Here is a 16015-nt window from a genome sequence, read left to right on the forward strand (position 1 = left end):
ACCTGTGTCTGTTTGAGCAACGAGGGCAACGACAAACAACAATTAAGGGAGAGCTTATTGGTGTAGGGTGAGGCTGAATACAAGGAAAACAACAAGGATGAATATCTCGACAAAATAATGGAACCCCACACAAGTTTACACAGGATTGGCATCTAGGCTTACAACTGCATGAACATGAATGCATTAATAACACCCCCTTTGCTCTTATTACATGTAGAAGTAGATAAGCCTGGCAGGGCATAAAGTGTGCGTGATTACCCATTCTTTTATTTTTTTTGTTTTCTATTTAGGTGTAAAGTACTATTAATGGAAGGTTTTAAATTAAATGTGATTCTTTTGTACCTGTTTAGACCTGTTTCTTAAATCATTGATGATTAAATGTCGATATGTAGATAAGGGGTATTCCAAGAAAAATGGGGGTTAAACAGATGTTTAAAAGAATTCAAACAAAAATCATGCTTTCTGTAAGTATTCTAGTTGCCATTACACTTTTATCTGTATCGCTTTTTTCTTATTTTCAAACAAAACAACAACTCGAGAGTAATAGCAACGAACAGGCAATAAGTCTTTCAAAAGAAGTTAAAGCCTCGACAGAGCTGTATCTGAAATCCTACGGAAATACGATCGATAGATACAGCCAGGATAGCAGACTTATCAATTATTTAAAAACATTAAAAACGGATGAAGCGAAAGGTCTGAAAGAAACGTGGCCGATTGTAGATCAGGATTTCAAGCACTTTTTGGATCTCAACAAAAACGTTGCGGTGTTATACATAGGTGCTGAAACCAAACAGTTCCAAACGACACCAAAACTTGAGCTTCCAGAAGGATTTGATCCAACTGAACGCCCTTGGTATCAAACGGCCAAACAATCACCAGAAAAAACGATATGGACAGAACCATATGAAGATGCAAGTTCTGGCGAATATGTTGTAACGGTTACGAAACCGGTGTTAGATCCAGCAACAGAGGAGGTACTTGGTGTAGTTGGTCTTGATCTAAATCTTGCTGGATTGACGAGCATGATTAATAAAACAAAAGTCAGCTACAAAGGATACCCAGTGCTTCTTGATCCAAAAGGGATGGCGCTCGTTCATCCAACGCAACAAGGAAAAGATTTAAGTAAAGAGACATTTATTAAAGAAATATACAAAAATGAAAAAGGAAATGTTTCTTATACTTATCAGAATAAAGACCGAGAGCTTTATTACACGACGATAGCCGACACGAATTGGAAGCTTGGTTTTGTCTATGATCAGAATGAGTTACTAAAAGATGCCGAAGAGCTTTTGAATATGATTTTAATCTTTACCTCAATCGCAGTCATCGTTGCTTTATGTGTAACCTACCTGTTGGCAAAAAGTATCTCTAATCCGATTGCTAAATTACAAGCACAAGTACAGAAAGTAGCAGAAGGAGACCTTACCGTATCAGTTGTAGCGAAATCCAAAGACGAAGTAGGGACACTCACTCATCATTTTAACGCTATGGTCGAAAACATGCGGGGATTGATAACGTCCGTCAGTCATTCTGTTGTAACCGTTAATGAATCTACTTCTAACTTGAGCGCCGTGTCTGAAGAAACAATCGCAGCTAGCGAAGAGGTATCTAGAGCTGTTGCAGAAATTGCTTCTGGAGCTACAACTCAAGCTGAAGATGCCGATGAAACAAACCGTCGAACGATGGACTTATCTATACAGATCGAGAAGGTAAACGAACAAGCAGAAGAGATGACACGGTTATCTTTATTGGCTGATGCTGCAAATAAAAAAGGAATCTCGCAAATGGACGTGTTGCGTGAAAAAACGGGAGAAAGCAACCAGGTTCTAAAAAACATCGAAGCTGTCATTTCTGGCCTAGCTGTTAAAGTAGAAGAGATCGAGCAAGTGATCCAATCTATTACAGAAATATCGAATCAAACAAATCTACTCGCATTAAATGCAAGTATCGAGGCTGCAAGAGCGGGTGAGAGCGGGCGTGGTTTTGCAGTTGTGGCCGATGAAGTACGAAAATTAGCGGAACAATCTGCTATTGCAGCAGATAGAGTACGTAAGACCATCTCAGGAATAGGAGAAGAGTCCGAGCGTGCTGTAAATGAGATGGCGTATACGAAAAGAATCGCTCACGATCAAAACATGACCGTAACAGATACCGAATCTGCATTTAATGAAATCTCAGGAACGATGGCTGATATGGTGAAGTCGATTGAAAAGATTACGAGTGAAGTAGAGATGATCAATAATTACAAGGAAGAAGTAGTAGCTTCTATCCAAAGTATCGCAGCAGTAGCTGAACAATCTGCAGCAGCAAGTGAAGAAGTAAGTGCGTCTTCTGAAGAGCAAGTGCGGGCATTATCCACGGTTTCTCAGTCGGCTGAAGAATTGAATGATGCGTCACAAGCACTTACTGAAATGATAAAACACTTCAAGGTTTAGTAGAGGTTGTAATTGGACAGATAATGGTGTCGAATGGCTAGATTATCTGCTCAACCGGACAGATTATCTTCCAAATCCGACAGATTATGGAGTCAATCCGACAGATTAACTGCGAGAACGGACAGATTACCTTCAAAAAACTAGAAATGAGTCACATAAAAAAGGAAACCGACTTCGGTTTCCTTTCTCTTTTTCTATTTTAATAGATATCTCGCTTAGAGAACGTAACGAAAGCGATGATGAACCCGGCTATTCCCCAGACAGCCAGTACGCTCATCGAGAAACCTAACGACATTCCTTCGATTGGTGTTGCCATTCCACTCACATAGTTCGTAAGGTTCAGGTTTACCATAAAGAAATATTTCGCGCTTTCCCAAGAAGATACCATGTTTGCTAGAATGGCTCCCGCAATGAGTGACGCGAGCATGATTCCCATAACGGCAGCAGTACTTCGCAACAATACGGACAGCATAAAGGTGAGTGTGCCTACAATCATACACACATACCATACGAGGCCAAACTCCATCAGAATGTATTGCCATTGTGGGACGATGTGGACGTTTTCGGTTAAAAGTTCATCTCCAGAAACCGTAAATCCTGTTAATAGAGGCATGTTCCATCCGCCATATCCGAAAACGACGCCAGATATTCCATATGATAAAACAGCTACTGATAAAACGATAAAGGAAATTGAGAGCAGCATCGCTAAATATTTGCTAAGCAGAATGCGCCATCGTTTAACAGGCCGGGTGAGCAAGAGCTTGATGGTTCCTCCGCTTGATTCAGAAGAAACGAGGTCTGCCACGATTACCATCACGAGTAACGGGAGAAGTAGATCGATCGAGCTCTCAACGAATATACGCATAAACGTTGGTGCACCCGGAGCGCGTGGATCGATATCGTTCTCTAAATAATATTGTTGCTGTGAGAGTCTGATCTTTAGAAACTTCCGCCATTCATCTTGAATACGGCTCGAGCTTAATCGGTTTTGTGTGTCAGTGATCTCTTGCTGCAGAGTTGTTCGCCAATCTTGGTTTCCCATCTTCTCACGTTGATCTTGAATCTCTTTGAACTGAGCATATGTAAAAAGAGGAACTAAGAACGCGATGATCAAGATGATGACATACAAACGTTTTTTTCTAAGAAGCTTTAACATTTCATTCCGGACAAGATTAATCAATACTTTCGCCTCCTGTTACTTCTAAGAACAGATCTTCTAAAGAAGGAAGCTGAGTTCTCATTTCTTTTACCTTCACTCCAGCTTTTACGAGCTTTTCGTTCCAATCTGGCAACAGTGGCTCATTATACAACGTGATTAATGTATCATCAGGACCTTCTGTAACTTCTGTTTCCATAGAAAGAATCTCTTTAGCGAGTTGAAGAGGTTCAGCGCGCCAGATCACACGTTCCTGTTCAGCCAATAGGTTATCTACAGAGTCTGTGCGTAATACAGTTCCTTTTGAGATGATCGCCACACGATCACACATCAGCTGAATTTCACTTAACAAATGGGAGGATACAAGAACACTTAAGTTCTCATCTCTTGCTAACTGTCGTATAAATTCACGCATCTCACGAATACCTGCAGGATCAAGGCCGTTTGTAGGCTCGTCCAAAATAAGTACTTTCGGTTTTCCTAAAAGAGCTTGAGCGATTCCTAAACGCTGTCTCATACCGAGTGAATAGGTACTTACACGATCGTGAATTCGATTTTGTAATCCGACCAGTTCAATTACTTCGGTTAATCTCGTCTTTGGAATGGAAGGATCCATTTTTTGAAAGTGTACAAGATTCTCCCAGCCTGTTAAGTACGGATACAGTTCAGGGTTTTCAACAATGCAGCCGAGATGTCTCATCGCTTCAGTAAACTCAGTTCTTACATTCTTACCACCGATTTTAATCGTTCCAGAAGTAGGAGAGATCAAACCAACGATCATTCGAATCGTCGTCGTTTTTCCAGCACCGTTCGGTCCAAGAAAACCAAAGACTTCTCCTGGAACGAGTGTAAACGAAACACCTTTTATGATCTGCTTGCCCTTAATTTTTTTAGTTAGATTCGTTACTTCTAATGCAGGTATTTGACTCATGATTCGTTCTCCTCCTGTTCAAAATTGATCAGTGAGGCTACACGTTCTGCAATCAACTGGTAACCTTCCGTGTTAGGATGAAATTGATCGGAATATAGATAGTTTTCTACTTGAAGCTGAAAGAGGTCAAAGGTTGGGACATATACGATATTATCAAAACCAGCTGCTGATTCAGCAGACTGAAAGTTCCAGTCTCTGACGATTGATGAAGTCGTTTTTGAATCGGGCATATTGCTAAAAGGGTTGTACAATCCGACATGATAGATGACTGCGTCAGGATTCAGTTCTCTAAGCTGAGTATAGATTTTTTTTATGTTGCTCAAGTAAATCTGTTTTTTACCGTTTATCGCATTCGCATCTAAATTTTCAAGAGTTGCTCCTTGTTGAAAGAGATCATTTCCGCCAATCGTCATCACAATAACATCTGCTTGTTTGGCTTGACGCTGGATCTCACTTTGTTGAAGCTGCTTTAGAAGTCCTCTAGATGTTTCTCCTTTAATAGCAGTGTTTAACAGATTTATATTTTGTTCTGTTTTTTCTTTTAACCGCTCTGTCAGATAGCCGGTATAACCTTTTCCATCAGCATCACCCGTTCCTCGAGTGAGAGAATCACCTAAGGCAAAGATCGTAAGTGTTCCGTCTTGCTTTTTGGTAGAAGTGGATTCTGTTTTTTCTTTAAGCTGTGTAACTTTTTCATTAGACGAGAACTGATCTTGTAACGTCCAGCTAAGGCCAAACAGCCATAATAGCGTAGCTGAAATAGAGATAATTGAAACGACTGTTAAGGTATATTTTTTCAAAACCGCTTTCATCCTTCCCAAATCCGTGATCTGTTCTTTATAGAATAGCAAATAATGACTCATATTCTAACTTTTTTGCCTATTTGAGGTAAAATAAACCAAAGGGAGTGGAATCATGGAAAAAAATTTTAAGTGTGGTTTGTTATGAATTTGAAGCCAGTCGGTGATCAAGAACGAATTCAATCGTTAGATATCATGCGAGGTATAGCCATATTTGGCATTCTACTCGTAAATATGAAGTCATTTTCAGGCCCTGATTCGCCCATTCGTGCGTTAAGTTATGAGTATTTTGCCGAGCCATATAACGTATGGACAAATGTGCTGTTGGAGTTTTTTGTTCAAGGAAACTTTATCACGATGTTTTCCTTTTTATTCGGGTTCGGTATCGTATTGATGGCAGAAAGAGCCAAAGCGAAAAATAAGAGGTTTGTTCCTGTTTTTCTAAGAAGACAGTTTGTTCTGCTTTTGTTTGGGATTCTCCACGTCTTGTTATTTTGGTACGGTGACATTTTGATTATGTACGCGATAGTAGGCTTGTTCATGCTGATCTTCTATCGCTTAAATAAGAAAGTATTAATCATAACCGGATTACTATTGATAACGGCGTACAGCCTATTTATGACAACCTTAACGTATGATTATTGGACAAGTGGCGCAGCTCTATCGTATCAAAGCGCTCAAAATAAGTTGAATGAACAAGAAATCGTTCAATCCATTGAAGTGTATAGCAATGGTACATACCTTGAGATCATGAAGGAAAGAGTTCATGAATGGGGAGATTTAAACAGATACTTTCTCTTTTTTATAGCAGGACTTCTACCCATGTTTTTATTCGGTGCATATGCTGCTAAGAAAAGAACATTCACGAACAAAGGACTATGGAGACTATGGCTCTTAACCTTGATCCTAGGTCCAGGTAGTAAAATGCTCGCCGTTATCTTCTTTCCTTTTAAAGGGGAAGATTGGCGCTATGATACTGCGATGTCATGGGGATACGAATTTGGTGGTGCGATGATGAGCATTTTCTACATCTCTAGCATCGTTCTTCTTTATCGAAGTGGAAGATTTAAACGTTTGTTTAACTACTTTCAATTTACAGGGCGAATGGCTTTTACCAATTACTTAACTCAATCCATGATTGCGACTACGATCTTCTATAGTTATGGATTAGGACTGTACGGAGAATTTGGACCTTTCATTGGTGTCATCTTGTCTTGTGGAATCTTTTTTCTTCAAGCTCTTCTTTCAAAGTGGTGGATAGAAAGATATTATATGGGACCTCTTGAATGGGTGTGGCGTTCGCTGACATATGGAAGAAAACAACGATTTAAAAGACTAGGTATAAGCAAGATTAAAGAAGCTGAGTAATTTGCTTCTTTTTTCTTTTGCACAATTCCAAAATATTAGGTACACTCTAAGTAACATATATGAGCATATGTTCATATAATAAATAAAGCCGTAGTTTAGGGGGCTGTTTTAATGACCGATGAACAAAACAAATATGAACATCTTGATGAGGAAACACTATTTATCGTATCTCAAACATTTAAAGCACTTTCGGACCCAACCCGAATTCGAATTTTGCATCTTTTAGGGGAGAGGGAGTGTAATGTATCTGAAATTGCTGAAGAATTGTCACTCATGCAGTCAACCGTATCCCATCAATTACGCTTTTTAAAAAATTTAAGACTTGTAAAGTTTAGACGGGCCGGAACAACACTTTTTTACTCAATAGATGATGAGCATGTGATGACTCTTTTGCATCAATCCATACATCATGCGAGACACGACTAACGAAAGGAGGACCATAAATGAAAGAGCATAAGATCACTGGATTATCTTGTGGCCATTGTGCATTGAAGCTTGAAGAACAGATCCAACAGCTTCCTGGTGGCGAGCGAGCAAAGGTACAATTTAATTCAAGTAAAATCGTATTAGATGAAAACATGGACATGGACAGAGTACGTTCTATCCTATCGACGGAGAATGTAAGGTTCGAATCAGACGGAAAGCCTACAGGACCAAATTGGCTGATGATCGGGTTGTATGTATCCGTTGCTTCCTTTATTGCAGCACTTAGTACAGAACATATGTTAAATACAGCGTATGTTTCCATACTATTCTATGCTGTTGCGACGATTTCTTCCGGTTATTCAACGTTTTTAAAAGGTCTTCGAAACCTGACGAAGTTTAAATTTGATATTAACACTTTAATGACAGTCGCATTAGTTGGTGCAGTTGCCATCGGTGAGTGGAAAGAAGCTGCACTTGTGGCAATCCTTTTTGGCATAAATGAACTGCTTGAATCTTACGGAATGGAAAAAGCAAGGCGCTCGATGGAATCTCTTTTAAAGGTAGCACCGAAAGAAGCGCTTTTGTTAAGAGACGGGAAAACAGAAGTCATCTCGATTGAAGAACTAGCAGTGGATGATGTTGTTCTAGTAAAAACAGGGCAAAAGATTCCGTCAGATGGCGTTGTTGTCTATGGAAAAAGCTCTGTGAACGAAGCAGCGATCACAGGTGAATCACTTCCAGTGGAAAAAGAAGATGGAGAGACGGTATTTGGTGGGAGCATCAACAACGAAGGTGTGCTTCATGTGAAAATAACGAAGACTTATAACCAATCAGCTCTTTCTAAAATATTGGCTCTCGTTCAGGAAGCACAAGAATCTAAAACGCCAACGGAGCTTTTTATTAATCGATTTGCAAACTATTACACACCGATCATCATGGTTGTTTCTGCACTAGTTATGTTAGTACCACCACTTTTGTTCAATGAACCATGGGGGGAATGGTTCTACCAAGGTCTTGCGGTATTGATCGTTGGTTGTCCTTGTGCACTTATTCTTTCATCGCCAATTGCGATCCTCTCTGGGATAACAGTCAATGCAAGAAACGGAATCTTGATCAAGGGTGGCGCTTATCTTGAACAGCTTGGTAAGATAGATGTCATTGCTTTTGATAAAACAGGTACTCTTACACTAGGTGAACCGCACGTTGTGGCGGAGAAAGCGTTCCATCCCGACTTTTATAAAGTAGCTTATGCGATTGAAAAGTCATCTTCTCACCCCCTTGCAAAAGCAGTTGTAGCAAAGTGCCAGGAAGTTGGTGCTGAAGAAGTAGAAGCGGATGAAATGACAACAGTTAGTGGTCAAGGAATTACAGCGGTAGTTGATCATAAAACGTATAGGCTAGGAAACGAAAAAATAATTGGCAGTACCCATGCGAGTGGGGACGTAAAAAGTGTTATCGATTCATATAAAGAAGAAGGTAATACGATCGTCCTTGTTGCAAGTGACACTGAAATTCTTGGTGTGTTTGCTATTGCAGATGAAATCAGAAAAGAAAGTCCCGATATTATCTCTATGCTTCATGAAACAGGAATAAAAGAGACGGTCATGCTGACTGGTGATCACCCAATTGTTGCGGATAAAGTTGCTAAGAAAACGGGAGTGTCTTCTTTCTTCGGAGGGCTGCTGCCGGAGGATAAAGTAGAAAAGGTGAGATCGCTTAAGAAGTCTGGCAAAGTGGCGATGATTGGCGATGGAATCAACGATGCTCCCGCACTTGCTACGGCTGATCTTGGTATTGCAATGGGAAAAGGAACTGATAGTGCAATCGAAACAGCAGATATCGTACTCATGCAAGATCACTTAGGGAAACTTCCGGATGCTGTGCAAGTTTCTAGGAAAGTAAACAAAATCATCAAGTGGAACATTGGATTATCACTTGGGTTGAAGCTTTTAGCTTTACTGCTTACGATTCCAGGATGGCTCACACTTTGGATTGCAATCCTTTCTGATATGGGTGCTACAATTCTTGTAACATTAATCAGTCTTACGGTCTTGCTTCACAATAGAAAATAGTGAAAGGAAAAAGTCATGCAGCTGCATGGCTTTTTTAGTACCATAAAGGGGTATGAGGTTAGTATTTTTTTAGGAGGAACGCATGTTATGTCAGAAATCGTTATTCAATTTTTCCACGAGTATAGCGAATGGGCGATTATCATTTCACTCGTACTAAATATATTAATTGGAATTATAGGTGTTATTCCTACTGTTTTTATTACAGCTGCAAATATTTTATTCTTTGGGTTTTGGTACGGTACATTCATTTCATTTATCGGAGAAGCATTAGGAGCAATGGTTGCTTTTCTTCTATATAGAAAAGGATTTAAACAAGTTTCTAGAGATAAGCTCAAAGGGTACCCCAGGGTGGTAAGGTTATTAGAAGCAAGTGGGAAAGAAGCATTTCTCCTTATTCTGTCACTTCGATTGTTGCCATTTGTACCTTCAGGCTTTGTTACATTTGCTAGTGCGATCGGTGCTGTTTCAGCCTGGACTTTTGTTGTGGCGAGTTCAATAGGGAAGTTACCAGCATTATTACTTGAAGCATATTCAGTGTACAACGTAACAGAATGGAATACAGAAGGAAAGATCATTTTAGGAGTTGTAGCTTTAGTAGGGATCTACATTTTTGTAAAAGAAAGAAGAAACTGATCAGAATATTTGATACTATAGGGGGGTATAGTATATACTAACTCTGTAAGCATCCAAAACGAAGGGATGAACCCATATGGAACAAAAAACACATCGCTGTGAAAGTGATAAACAAGATTTAAACAACCGTTTAAAAAAGATTGAGGGCCAAGTTCGTGGTCTTCAAAAAATGATAGAAGATGATCGTTATTGCATAGATGTTCTTGTTCAGATTTCAGCTGTGACAGCCGGATTAAAAAGAGTAGGATTTCAATTGATGGAAAGTCACACTCAGCATTGTGTGGCTGATGCGATAAAATCTGGTGATGGAGAAGACTCTATAGAAGAATTAATGAGGGTCATTAAGCAATTCTCTAAATCATAAAAGAAGGTGAAGACCATGAGCAAAAAGAAAGTAAATCTAGGAATAACGGGCATGACATGCTCAGCTTGTTCAACTCGAATCGAGAAAGTGCTGAACAAAATGGATCATGTCGATGTTAATGTCAACTTAGCCATGGAAAAAGCTTCTGTAACGTTTGATCCTCAGATGATCAGCCTTCAAGAGATCGAACAAAAAATTGAAAAGCTTGGTTACGGTGTTGCGAAAGAAAAGGTAGATCTTGATATTTCGGGCATGACTTGTGCAGCCTGCTCTACACGCATTGAAAAAAGCTTAAACCGCATGGAAGGGATCTCTAGTGCTACGGTTAACTTAACGGGTGAAACGGGATCGATAGAATATAACCCGTCGATTGTTTCTGTAGATGAAGTGTTAAACAAGATACAAAAACTTGGGTATAATGCGACTACTCACAAAGATCGTGAAACGAAAAAGACGAAGAAGGAAGAAGAGATTACGTCGAAGAAGAGAAAGTTAATTCTATCTATAATCTTGTCTCTTCCACTTCTATATACAATGTTTGCTCATATGCCTTGGGACTTTGGATTGCCAATGCCATCAGTATTCATGAACCCCTGGTTTCAACTTTTTCTCGCTTCCGTTGTTCAATTTTATATAGGAGGACCGTTTTATATCGGTGCTTTTCGAGCGCTTCGTAATAAGAGTGCGAACATGGATGTTCTTGTTGCGTTAGGAACGTCTGCTGCCTTTTTTTACAGCGTAGTTGAGGCTTTTAAGACGATTGGTAATTCTGACTATATGCCACAACTGTATTTTGAAACGAGCGCTGTGTTAATCACGCTAATCTTAGTCGGTAAATATTTCGAGACTCTCGCAAAAGGCAGAACAACAGAAGCAATCTCCAAACTATTGAATCTGCAGGCAAAGGAAGCTACTGTAATAAGAAATGGAAAGGAAGATAGAGTTCCTTTAGATCAAGTGGTAGTAGGAGATACGCTGCTTATTAAGCCAGGTGAGAAAATACCGGTCGATGGCACCGTGCTCTCTGGTAATTCTTCAGTCGATGAAAGTATGATTACAGGTGAAGCGATTCCTGTTGAAAAAACAGAAGGTGATACCGTTATAGGAGCTACCCTCAACAAGAATGGCACTCTCCAAATGGAGGCTAAAAAGGTAGGGAAAGAAACGGCTCTAGCTGGAATCATAAAGATTGTTGAAGAAGCTCAAGGATCGAAAGCACCTATACAACGAATGGCGGATTATATCTCTGGAATTTTCGTGCCAATTGTTGTAGGTATTGCACTACTTGCTTTTATGGTCTGGTATTTACTTGTAGATCCAGGTAACCTGCCTCAAGCTCTTGAAGTCAGCATTGCCATTCTAGTTATCGCCTGTCCGTGTGCACTTGGTCTCGCAACACCGACATCCATTATGGTTGGAACAGGTAAAGGAGCAGAGCAGGGAATCTTGTTCAAAGGTGGAGAGTATTTAGAAGTCGCACAAAGAATTGATGCATTGCTACTTGATAAAACAGGAACGGTTACAAAAGGAAAACCAGAAGTTACAGATCTTATAGAGTTAAAAGAAGGATTTATTTCTCATGTGATTTCTGCAGAGAAAAGCTCTGAACACCCTTTGGCAGAAGCTATTGTTGAGTACGGAAATAAACAGAATATACCTATCATTGAAACGGAGTCCTTTCATGCTATTCCAGGCCATGGGATTGAATCAGCCATGAGTGGAAAAACCGTACTCGTTGGAACGAGAAAGCTCATGAAAGAAAGAGCTGTAGAATATAAAGAACACGAAACGCTTCTTGAAGGCTATGAGAACGAAGGGAAAACAGCTATGCTAGGGGCGGTAGATGGAGAGCTCGTTCTAATTATAGCTGTTGCTGATAGGGTAAAAGAAACATCAAAAAATGCGATTAACTCTTTAACAGATCAGGGTATTGATGTGTATATGATCACAGGTGATAACAAAAGAACAGCACTTGCAATCGCACAGGAAGTAGGCATTACAGAGGTATTCGCTGAAGTGTTACCCGAAGATAAAGCGCGTATTGTGAAAGAGCTTCGAGATAAAGGGAAAACAGTTGCGATGGTAGGTGATGGGATCAATGATGCTCCAGCACTCGCGACGGCTAATATCGGAATGGCAATCGGTACAGGAACAGATGTAGCAATCGAAGCCGCTGATGTGACGCTTGTTGGTGGAGATCTCAATCATATTCCAAAAGCGATAGAGTTAAGCCGAAAGACAATGCGAAATATTAGGCAAAACTTATTTTGGGCATTGTTTTACAATACAGCAGGTATTCCGATCGCTGCATTCGGTTTGCTCGAACCTTGGGTCGCGGGAGCTGCTATGGCATTTAGCTCTGTATCCGTTGTAACGAATGCATTGCGTTTAAAACGCTTAAACTTAAAAGAGAACTAGGAGGAAAAGATGATGGAAACAAAAACATTAAATGTAGAAGGTATGACATGTGGCCACTGCAAAGCAGCAGTAACGAATGCGTTAAATGAACTAGATGGAGTGAAAAACGTTGTGGTTCACTTAGAAACTGGAAAAGTGGATGTAGAAGTGGATTCTTCGAAAGTTACAGATGCAGATATGCGAGAAGCGATTGAAGATCAAGGATATGATGTAAAGTAGTTTGACAAAGCTTCTCCAATTGGAGGGCACTGAAAAAGTCCCTCACTAGGAAAAAAAGAAAAACCGGTGAAATTCTACCGGTTTTTTCAAAAACCTCTCCAAGCGGAGGGGCTTTTTTTATAAGCGATTTTATAGATTACCTTTAAGTGCTTTTGCTACTTTTGCCACGCGATTTCCTAAACGAGAAGCCATTGTTTTTTCTGCATCCTGAGGCTGTTGACTGCCATCTGCTCCAGCTACGGTCGAAGCCGCGTAAGGCGAACCACCTATACCATCTGACGTCATCTGTTCTGGATTTTCTCCATATGGAAGACCTACATAAATCATTCCAAAGTGCATGAGTGGAACGAAAGAAGTGATCGCAGTTGATTCTTGTCCACCATGAATCGTATTGGAACTTGTGATTACGGCAGTGGCTTTGCCCTCTAGATCACCATTTGCCCAAAGGCCGCCTGCAGAATCAAGCAACTGTTTGATTTGTGCTGGCATCATGCCGTAACGTGTTGGAATTCCCCATACAATACCATCTGCCCATTTTAAATCGTCAAGTGTCACTTCAGGAATATCAGCCTGTGCTTCTTGAGCTTTTACATAAGCATCTTGTTGAGACATGTATTTTTTTGTGACTTCAAACTCAGGAACTTTTACAACTTTAACTTCCGTACCGTCAACTTGCTTTACACCTTCTGCTGCTGCTAGTGCCATCTCATGAATATGACCATAAGAACTATAATATACAACCAAAATGTTAGCCATTATATGCCCTCCTTGATTAATATGATCTATGTACACTTACTTCCCGTTTTTACCAAATTGAAATCATAAAAAAATCCGCCTGTGATTTAGGCGGTCTGCTTTAATAATAAGGATAAGGGTATGGATAGGGTGGATAGTAAGGATACGGATAAGGCGGATAAAAAGGATATAAAGACAAAGCTGCGAGAGTGGCGAGCGGAAAAATCTGACGATAATATCGTCGATAATATGGATTTCCATCCCATTGACGTTGATTCTGCTGATTTGTTTGTTGCTGTTGTTGTTGTTGTTGTTGTTGTTGTTGTTGGCTCTGCTGTCCAGGTTCGCTAGATGATTGCTCTGTTTGAGGGTTTTGTTGTTGGGTTTCTTCTGCAGGCATCATATTTTGCGGAACCATCATATATACATTTTTTTTATCTAAATCAGTAATAATTCCTTCGATTTCTTGACCGTCTCGCGTTTTAATCGTTACATGGTAATACATGTGTTGCTTACACATCTGATGCATGTTGTCAGCACGCTGGTCAATTGCCTTCCTTTGTTCATCGCTCATCGTAATCACTCCTTCCCATGTTATTCATATTTGATTTCAATCCTAGTTATGCCTGTACAAAACAACGTTTTTTTAAGAGTGAATAGCAAGCAATAAAAATAAAAAAGAACCGCTTATATAAAAGCAGTTCTTTACCTTAACTTTTCTCTGAGCTTTGAAGTTTTGTTTTAAACATTCGTTTAAAAAAGCTAAATACTGTTTCAGCCTCAAGATAATAAAACAGTTTAAAAAGGAGGCTACTAAGTAAAATTCCAGCAACGACATCTAGTACAACATGTTGTTTAACGAAAAGTGTCGACAAGATAATGCTGTAAGCGATGGTTGAGACAATGATATCTTTTCTTATCGTCCACATCTTACTATGGCGAATGCCTAAAATCATAAGATAACTGCTCAATACATGAATACTTGGAAAACAGTTGAATGGTTGGTCAGCACCATAAACATACTGAACCATCTTTGTTAGTATGCCACCTTGAACTAATTCAGGACGGGGAACTGTGGTCTGAAAAAAGAAGTAAATCACATAACATACCAGCATTCCCACACAAAAACTTAATAAGGTCCGGTAATAAATAGTTCTGTCATAAACACAAAAGTAAACAAACATTAGAAAGATAAAAGCATACCAAAGAACATAAGGTACAATAAAAATCTCTGCAAATGGGATTTGGTGATCCACTGCTGTAATAAGTTGCCTCGCCCCGCGTTCCCCATGATTTAATACCTGATAAATAATATTCAGTAAAGGGATAGAGAGGAGGAGACATAATGCTAAAATATTCTCTTTTATTATACGCAATATGAACTACTCCTTTATCTATATCATCAGCTTAATAACATATTCCCGTTTTAAAAGGTTTTACACGTTTTAAAATACACCTTATAGAGGTTACCATATTATGGTTTATTTGTCATAGGTCATGAGACGTATTCTACTATAAATTTTATATCAATTTATTGTTATGTCTAGTCTTCCCAAGTACTGTTACAATCTCTTTGCCACTATTTTCGTCAAGTAGTAAATGTACCCGTATATTATATATTCAGACGTTTACTTTTTGACTTTTCTGATAAAAGGAATATAATGAAGGTACAACCGTAAGACCTAATGCATATTTAACCTCTTTGAAAGGGAGTGTTATGGATGTATGTAGGCAATACCATAAAAGTAGACCGTTATAATGGTGAGTATTTTATGATCAGCCAAAAGTGGCTGATGGAAGTGGTCTGGAACAAATACAACATGCCATTGCACGAGTTTTTATTAGCGTATGACAAATCAGACAGTGACTACATCATGTCACTTGCTGAACGGCAAAGCATTCAATATCAAATCGAACATGATGAAGACTACCTGTACATTGGGTAGTTTTTTTATTTTTACGTATGTCAAAAGCCACTCTTCCTACATACAATGTGTTTAGGATTCAGGGGGAGGGCACATTCATGGCTAAAAAAAATGCAAAGAAGACGACAAAAAATAAATATGACAGCCAGGTTAACAAATATCAGCATACACAAAAGATGGTTACAAGTGAGACATGTATTGCTTGCAAGACGCAATGCTTAAGAGGATTGGCATACATGGAAAGGATGTCACAGCCAGGTGCTATGGGTAAAGGCGTACCATGCCATTTGACAAAAGGAAGAGGGCATAAATAATGAATATGAAGTTCTTTTCGTTGGCTGGCTCATATTTCATGGGCTAGTTTTTTTGTGTGAAAGGAGTGAAGAGCGTTTTTATAAAGATTTTTTAGCTAAGTCAACATAGGCGTCCAGTGCTTAGGGGATTGATGCTGGTTCGGAGGATTTATGATCGATGCCGAGGATTTATGATCGGTTCCGAGGATTTATGATCGATGCCGAGGATTTATGATCGAT

Annotated in this window: 16 protein-coding genes; 10 read left to right on the forward strand and 6 right to left on the reverse strand. The window is 39.5% G+C overall.

Going from position 1 to position 16015, the window contains the following annotated elements; genetic code table 11:
- Window positions 1–428 precede the first annotated feature (428 nt).
- Complete coding sequence (locus P4V41_RS15070; protein ID WP_328085894.1) at window positions 429–2435, forward strand: methyl-accepting chemotaxis protein; 2007 nt, start codon at window positions 429–431, stop codon at window positions 2433–2435.
- A 199-nt stretch (window positions 2436–2634) separates the two neighbouring features.
- On the opposite strand, the gene P4V41_RS15075 is transcribed toward P4V41_RS15070, so the two are convergent.
- Genes P4V41_RS15075 through P4V41_RS15085 form a run of 3 tightly spaced genes read right to left on the reverse strand, consistent with a single transcriptional unit; the run spans window position 2635 to window position 5322 of the window.
- Window positions 2635–3615 (reverse strand): ABC transporter permease, encoded by a 981-nt coding sequence (locus P4V41_RS15075; RefSeq protein ID WP_328085895.1) that lies wholly within the window; start codon window positions 3613–3615, stop codon window positions 2635–2637.
- Window positions 3608–4522, reverse strand: coding sequence for an ABC transporter ATP-binding protein (locus P4V41_RS15080; protein ID WP_328085896.1), 915 nt, complete (start codon window positions 4520–4522; stop codon window positions 3608–3610). Before P4V41_RS15080 ends, P4V41_RS15075 begins: the two co-directional genes overlap by 8 nt.
- A complete protein-coding gene (locus P4V41_RS15085) occupies window positions 4519–5322 on the reverse strand; it encodes an SGNH/GDSL hydrolase family protein (protein ID WP_328085897.1) in 804 nt (267 codons plus the stop codon). Before P4V41_RS15085 ends, P4V41_RS15080 begins: the two co-directional genes overlap by 4 nt.
- 144 nt (window positions 5323–5466) lie before the next feature.
- Here P4V41_RS15085 and P4V41_RS15090 point away from each other — a divergent pair, with 144 nt between their 5' ends.
- The 7 genes from P4V41_RS15090 to copZ all read left to right on the forward strand — a co-directional run bounded on the left by P4V41_RS15090 (window position 5467) and on the right by copZ (window position 12822).
- Window positions 5467–6690 carry a DUF418 domain-containing protein gene (locus P4V41_RS15090; RefSeq protein ID WP_328085898.1) on the forward strand — a complete coding sequence of 408 codons (1224 nt, stop codon included), beginning with the start codon at window positions 5467–5469 and terminating at the stop codon, window positions 6688–6690.
- 111 nt (window positions 6691–6801) lie between these two features.
- Window positions 6802–7116, forward strand: a complete 315-nt coding sequence (locus tag P4V41_RS15095) for a metalloregulator ArsR/SmtB family transcription factor (protein WP_328085900.1) — start codon at window positions 6802–6804, stop codon at window positions 7114–7116.
- A 17-nt stretch (window positions 7117–7133) separates the two neighbouring features.
- Window positions 7134–9188, forward strand: a complete 2055-nt coding sequence (locus P4V41_RS15100; protein ID WP_328085901.1) for a heavy metal translocating P-type ATPase — start codon at window positions 7134–7136, stop codon at window positions 9186–9188.
- 87 nt (window positions 9189–9275) lie between these two features.
- A complete protein-coding gene (locus P4V41_RS15105) occupies window positions 9276–9821 on the forward strand; it encodes a TVP38/TMEM64 family protein (protein WP_328085902.1) in 546 nt (181 codons plus the stop codon).
- A gap of 76 nt (window positions 9822–9897) precedes the next feature.
- A complete protein-coding gene (locus tag P4V41_RS15110; RefSeq protein WP_066391586.1) occupies window positions 9898–10185 on the forward strand; it encodes a metal-sensing transcriptional repressor in 288 nt (95 codons plus the stop codon).
- A gap of 15 nt (window positions 10186–10200) precedes the next feature.
- On the forward strand, window positions 10201–12603 hold the full coding sequence (locus tag P4V41_RS15115) for a heavy metal translocating P-type ATPase (RefSeq protein ID WP_328085903.1): 2403 nt from the start codon (window positions 10201–10203) through the stop codon (window positions 12601–12603).
- Window positions 12604–12615: 12 nt separating this feature from the next.
- Window positions 12616–12822, forward strand: a complete 207-nt coding sequence (gene copZ / locus P4V41_RS15120; RefSeq protein ID WP_328085904.1) for a copper chaperone CopZ — start codon at window positions 12616–12618, stop codon at window positions 12820–12822.
- A gap of 129 nt (window positions 12823–12951) precedes the next feature.
- Here the strand turns inward: copZ and wrbA are convergent, their stop codons facing one another.
- From wrbA to P4V41_RS15135, 3 genes are all read right to left on the reverse strand, one after another.
- Window positions 12952–13578 (reverse strand): NAD(P)H:quinone oxidoreductase, encoded by a 627-nt coding sequence (wrbA, locus tag P4V41_RS15125; protein WP_328085905.1) that lies wholly within the window; start codon window positions 13576–13578, stop codon window positions 12952–12954.
- Window positions 13579–13678: 100 nt separating this feature from the next.
- Window positions 13679–14131, reverse strand: a complete 453-nt coding sequence (locus P4V41_RS15130; protein ID WP_328085906.1) for a hypothetical protein — start codon at window positions 14129–14131, stop codon at window positions 13679–13681.
- A gap of 136 nt (window positions 14132–14267) precedes the next feature.
- Window positions 14268–14933, reverse strand: coding sequence for a phosphatase PAP2 family protein (locus tag P4V41_RS15135; RefSeq protein WP_328085907.1), 666 nt, complete (start codon window positions 14931–14933; stop codon window positions 14268–14270).
- A 345-nt stretch (window positions 14934–15278) separates the two neighbouring features.
- Between P4V41_RS15135 and P4V41_RS15140 the strand changes: the two genes are divergently transcribed.
- Window positions 15279–15503: a hypothetical protein gene (locus tag P4V41_RS15140; protein WP_328085908.1), complete on the forward strand. Its 225-nt coding sequence runs from the start codon at window positions 15279–15281 to the stop codon at window positions 15501–15503.
- A 77-nt stretch (window positions 15504–15580) separates the two neighbouring features.
- A complete protein-coding gene (locus P4V41_RS15145; protein ID WP_328085909.1) occupies window positions 15581–15796 on the forward strand; it encodes a hypothetical protein in 216 nt (71 codons plus the stop codon).
- The last annotated feature ends 219 nt before the right edge of the window (window positions 15797–16015 follow it).

The organism is Fictibacillus nanhaiensis, assembly GCF_036213205.1.
Lineage (GTDB): Bacteria > Bacillota > Bacilli > Bacillales > Fictibacillaceae > Fictibacillus > Fictibacillus nanhaiensis_E.

Excerpts from the sequence above, each read along its gene's own strand:
- P4V41_RS15140 (WP_328085908.1), top strand. The coding sequence starts at position 15,279 with ATGTATGTAGGCAATACCATAAAAGTAGACCGTTATAATGGTGAGTAT.
- P4V41_RS15090 (WP_328085898.1), top strand. The coding sequence starts at position 5,467 with ATGAATTTGAAGCCAGTCGGTGATCAAGAACGAATTCAATCGTTAGAT.
- P4V41_RS15080 (WP_328085896.1), bottom strand. The coding sequence starts at position 4,522 with ATGAGTCAAATACCTGCATTAGAAGTAACGAATCTAACTAAAAAAATT.
- copZ (WP_328085904.1), top strand. The coding sequence starts at position 12,616 with ATGGAAACAAAAACATTAAATGTAGAAGGTATGACATGTGGCCACTGC.
- P4V41_RS15145 (WP_328085909.1), top strand. The coding sequence starts at position 15,581 with ATGGCTAAAAAAAATGCAAAGAAGACGACAAAAAATAAATATGACAGC.
- wrbA (WP_328085905.1), bottom strand. The coding sequence starts at position 13,578 with ATGGCTAACATTTTGGTTGTATATTATAGTTCTTATGGTCATATTCAT.
- P4V41_RS15105 (WP_328085902.1), top strand. The coding sequence starts at position 9,276 with ATGTCAGAAATCGTTATTCAATTTTTCCACGAGTATAGCGAATGGGCG.
- P4V41_RS15100 (WP_328085901.1), top strand. The coding sequence starts at position 7,134 with ATGAAAGAGCATAAGATCACTGGATTATCTTGTGGCCATTGTGCATTG.
- P4V41_RS15115 (WP_328085903.1), top strand. The coding sequence starts at position 10,201 with ATGAGCAAAAAGAAAGTAAATCTAGGAATAACGGGCATGACATGCTCA.
- P4V41_RS15130 (WP_328085906.1), bottom strand. The coding sequence starts at position 14,131 with ATGAGCGATGAACAAAGGAAGGCAATTGACCAGCGTGCTGACAACATG.
- P4V41_RS15110 (WP_066391586.1), top strand. The coding sequence starts at position 9,898 with ATGGAACAAAAAACACATCGCTGTGAAAGTGATAAACAAGATTTAAAC.
- P4V41_RS15095 (WP_328085900.1), top strand. The coding sequence starts at position 6,802 with ATGACCGATGAACAAAACAAATATGAACATCTTGATGAGGAAACACTA.
- P4V41_RS15070 (WP_328085894.1), top strand. The coding sequence starts at position 429 with ATGTTTAAAAGAATTCAAACAAAAATCATGCTTTCTGTAAGTATTCTA.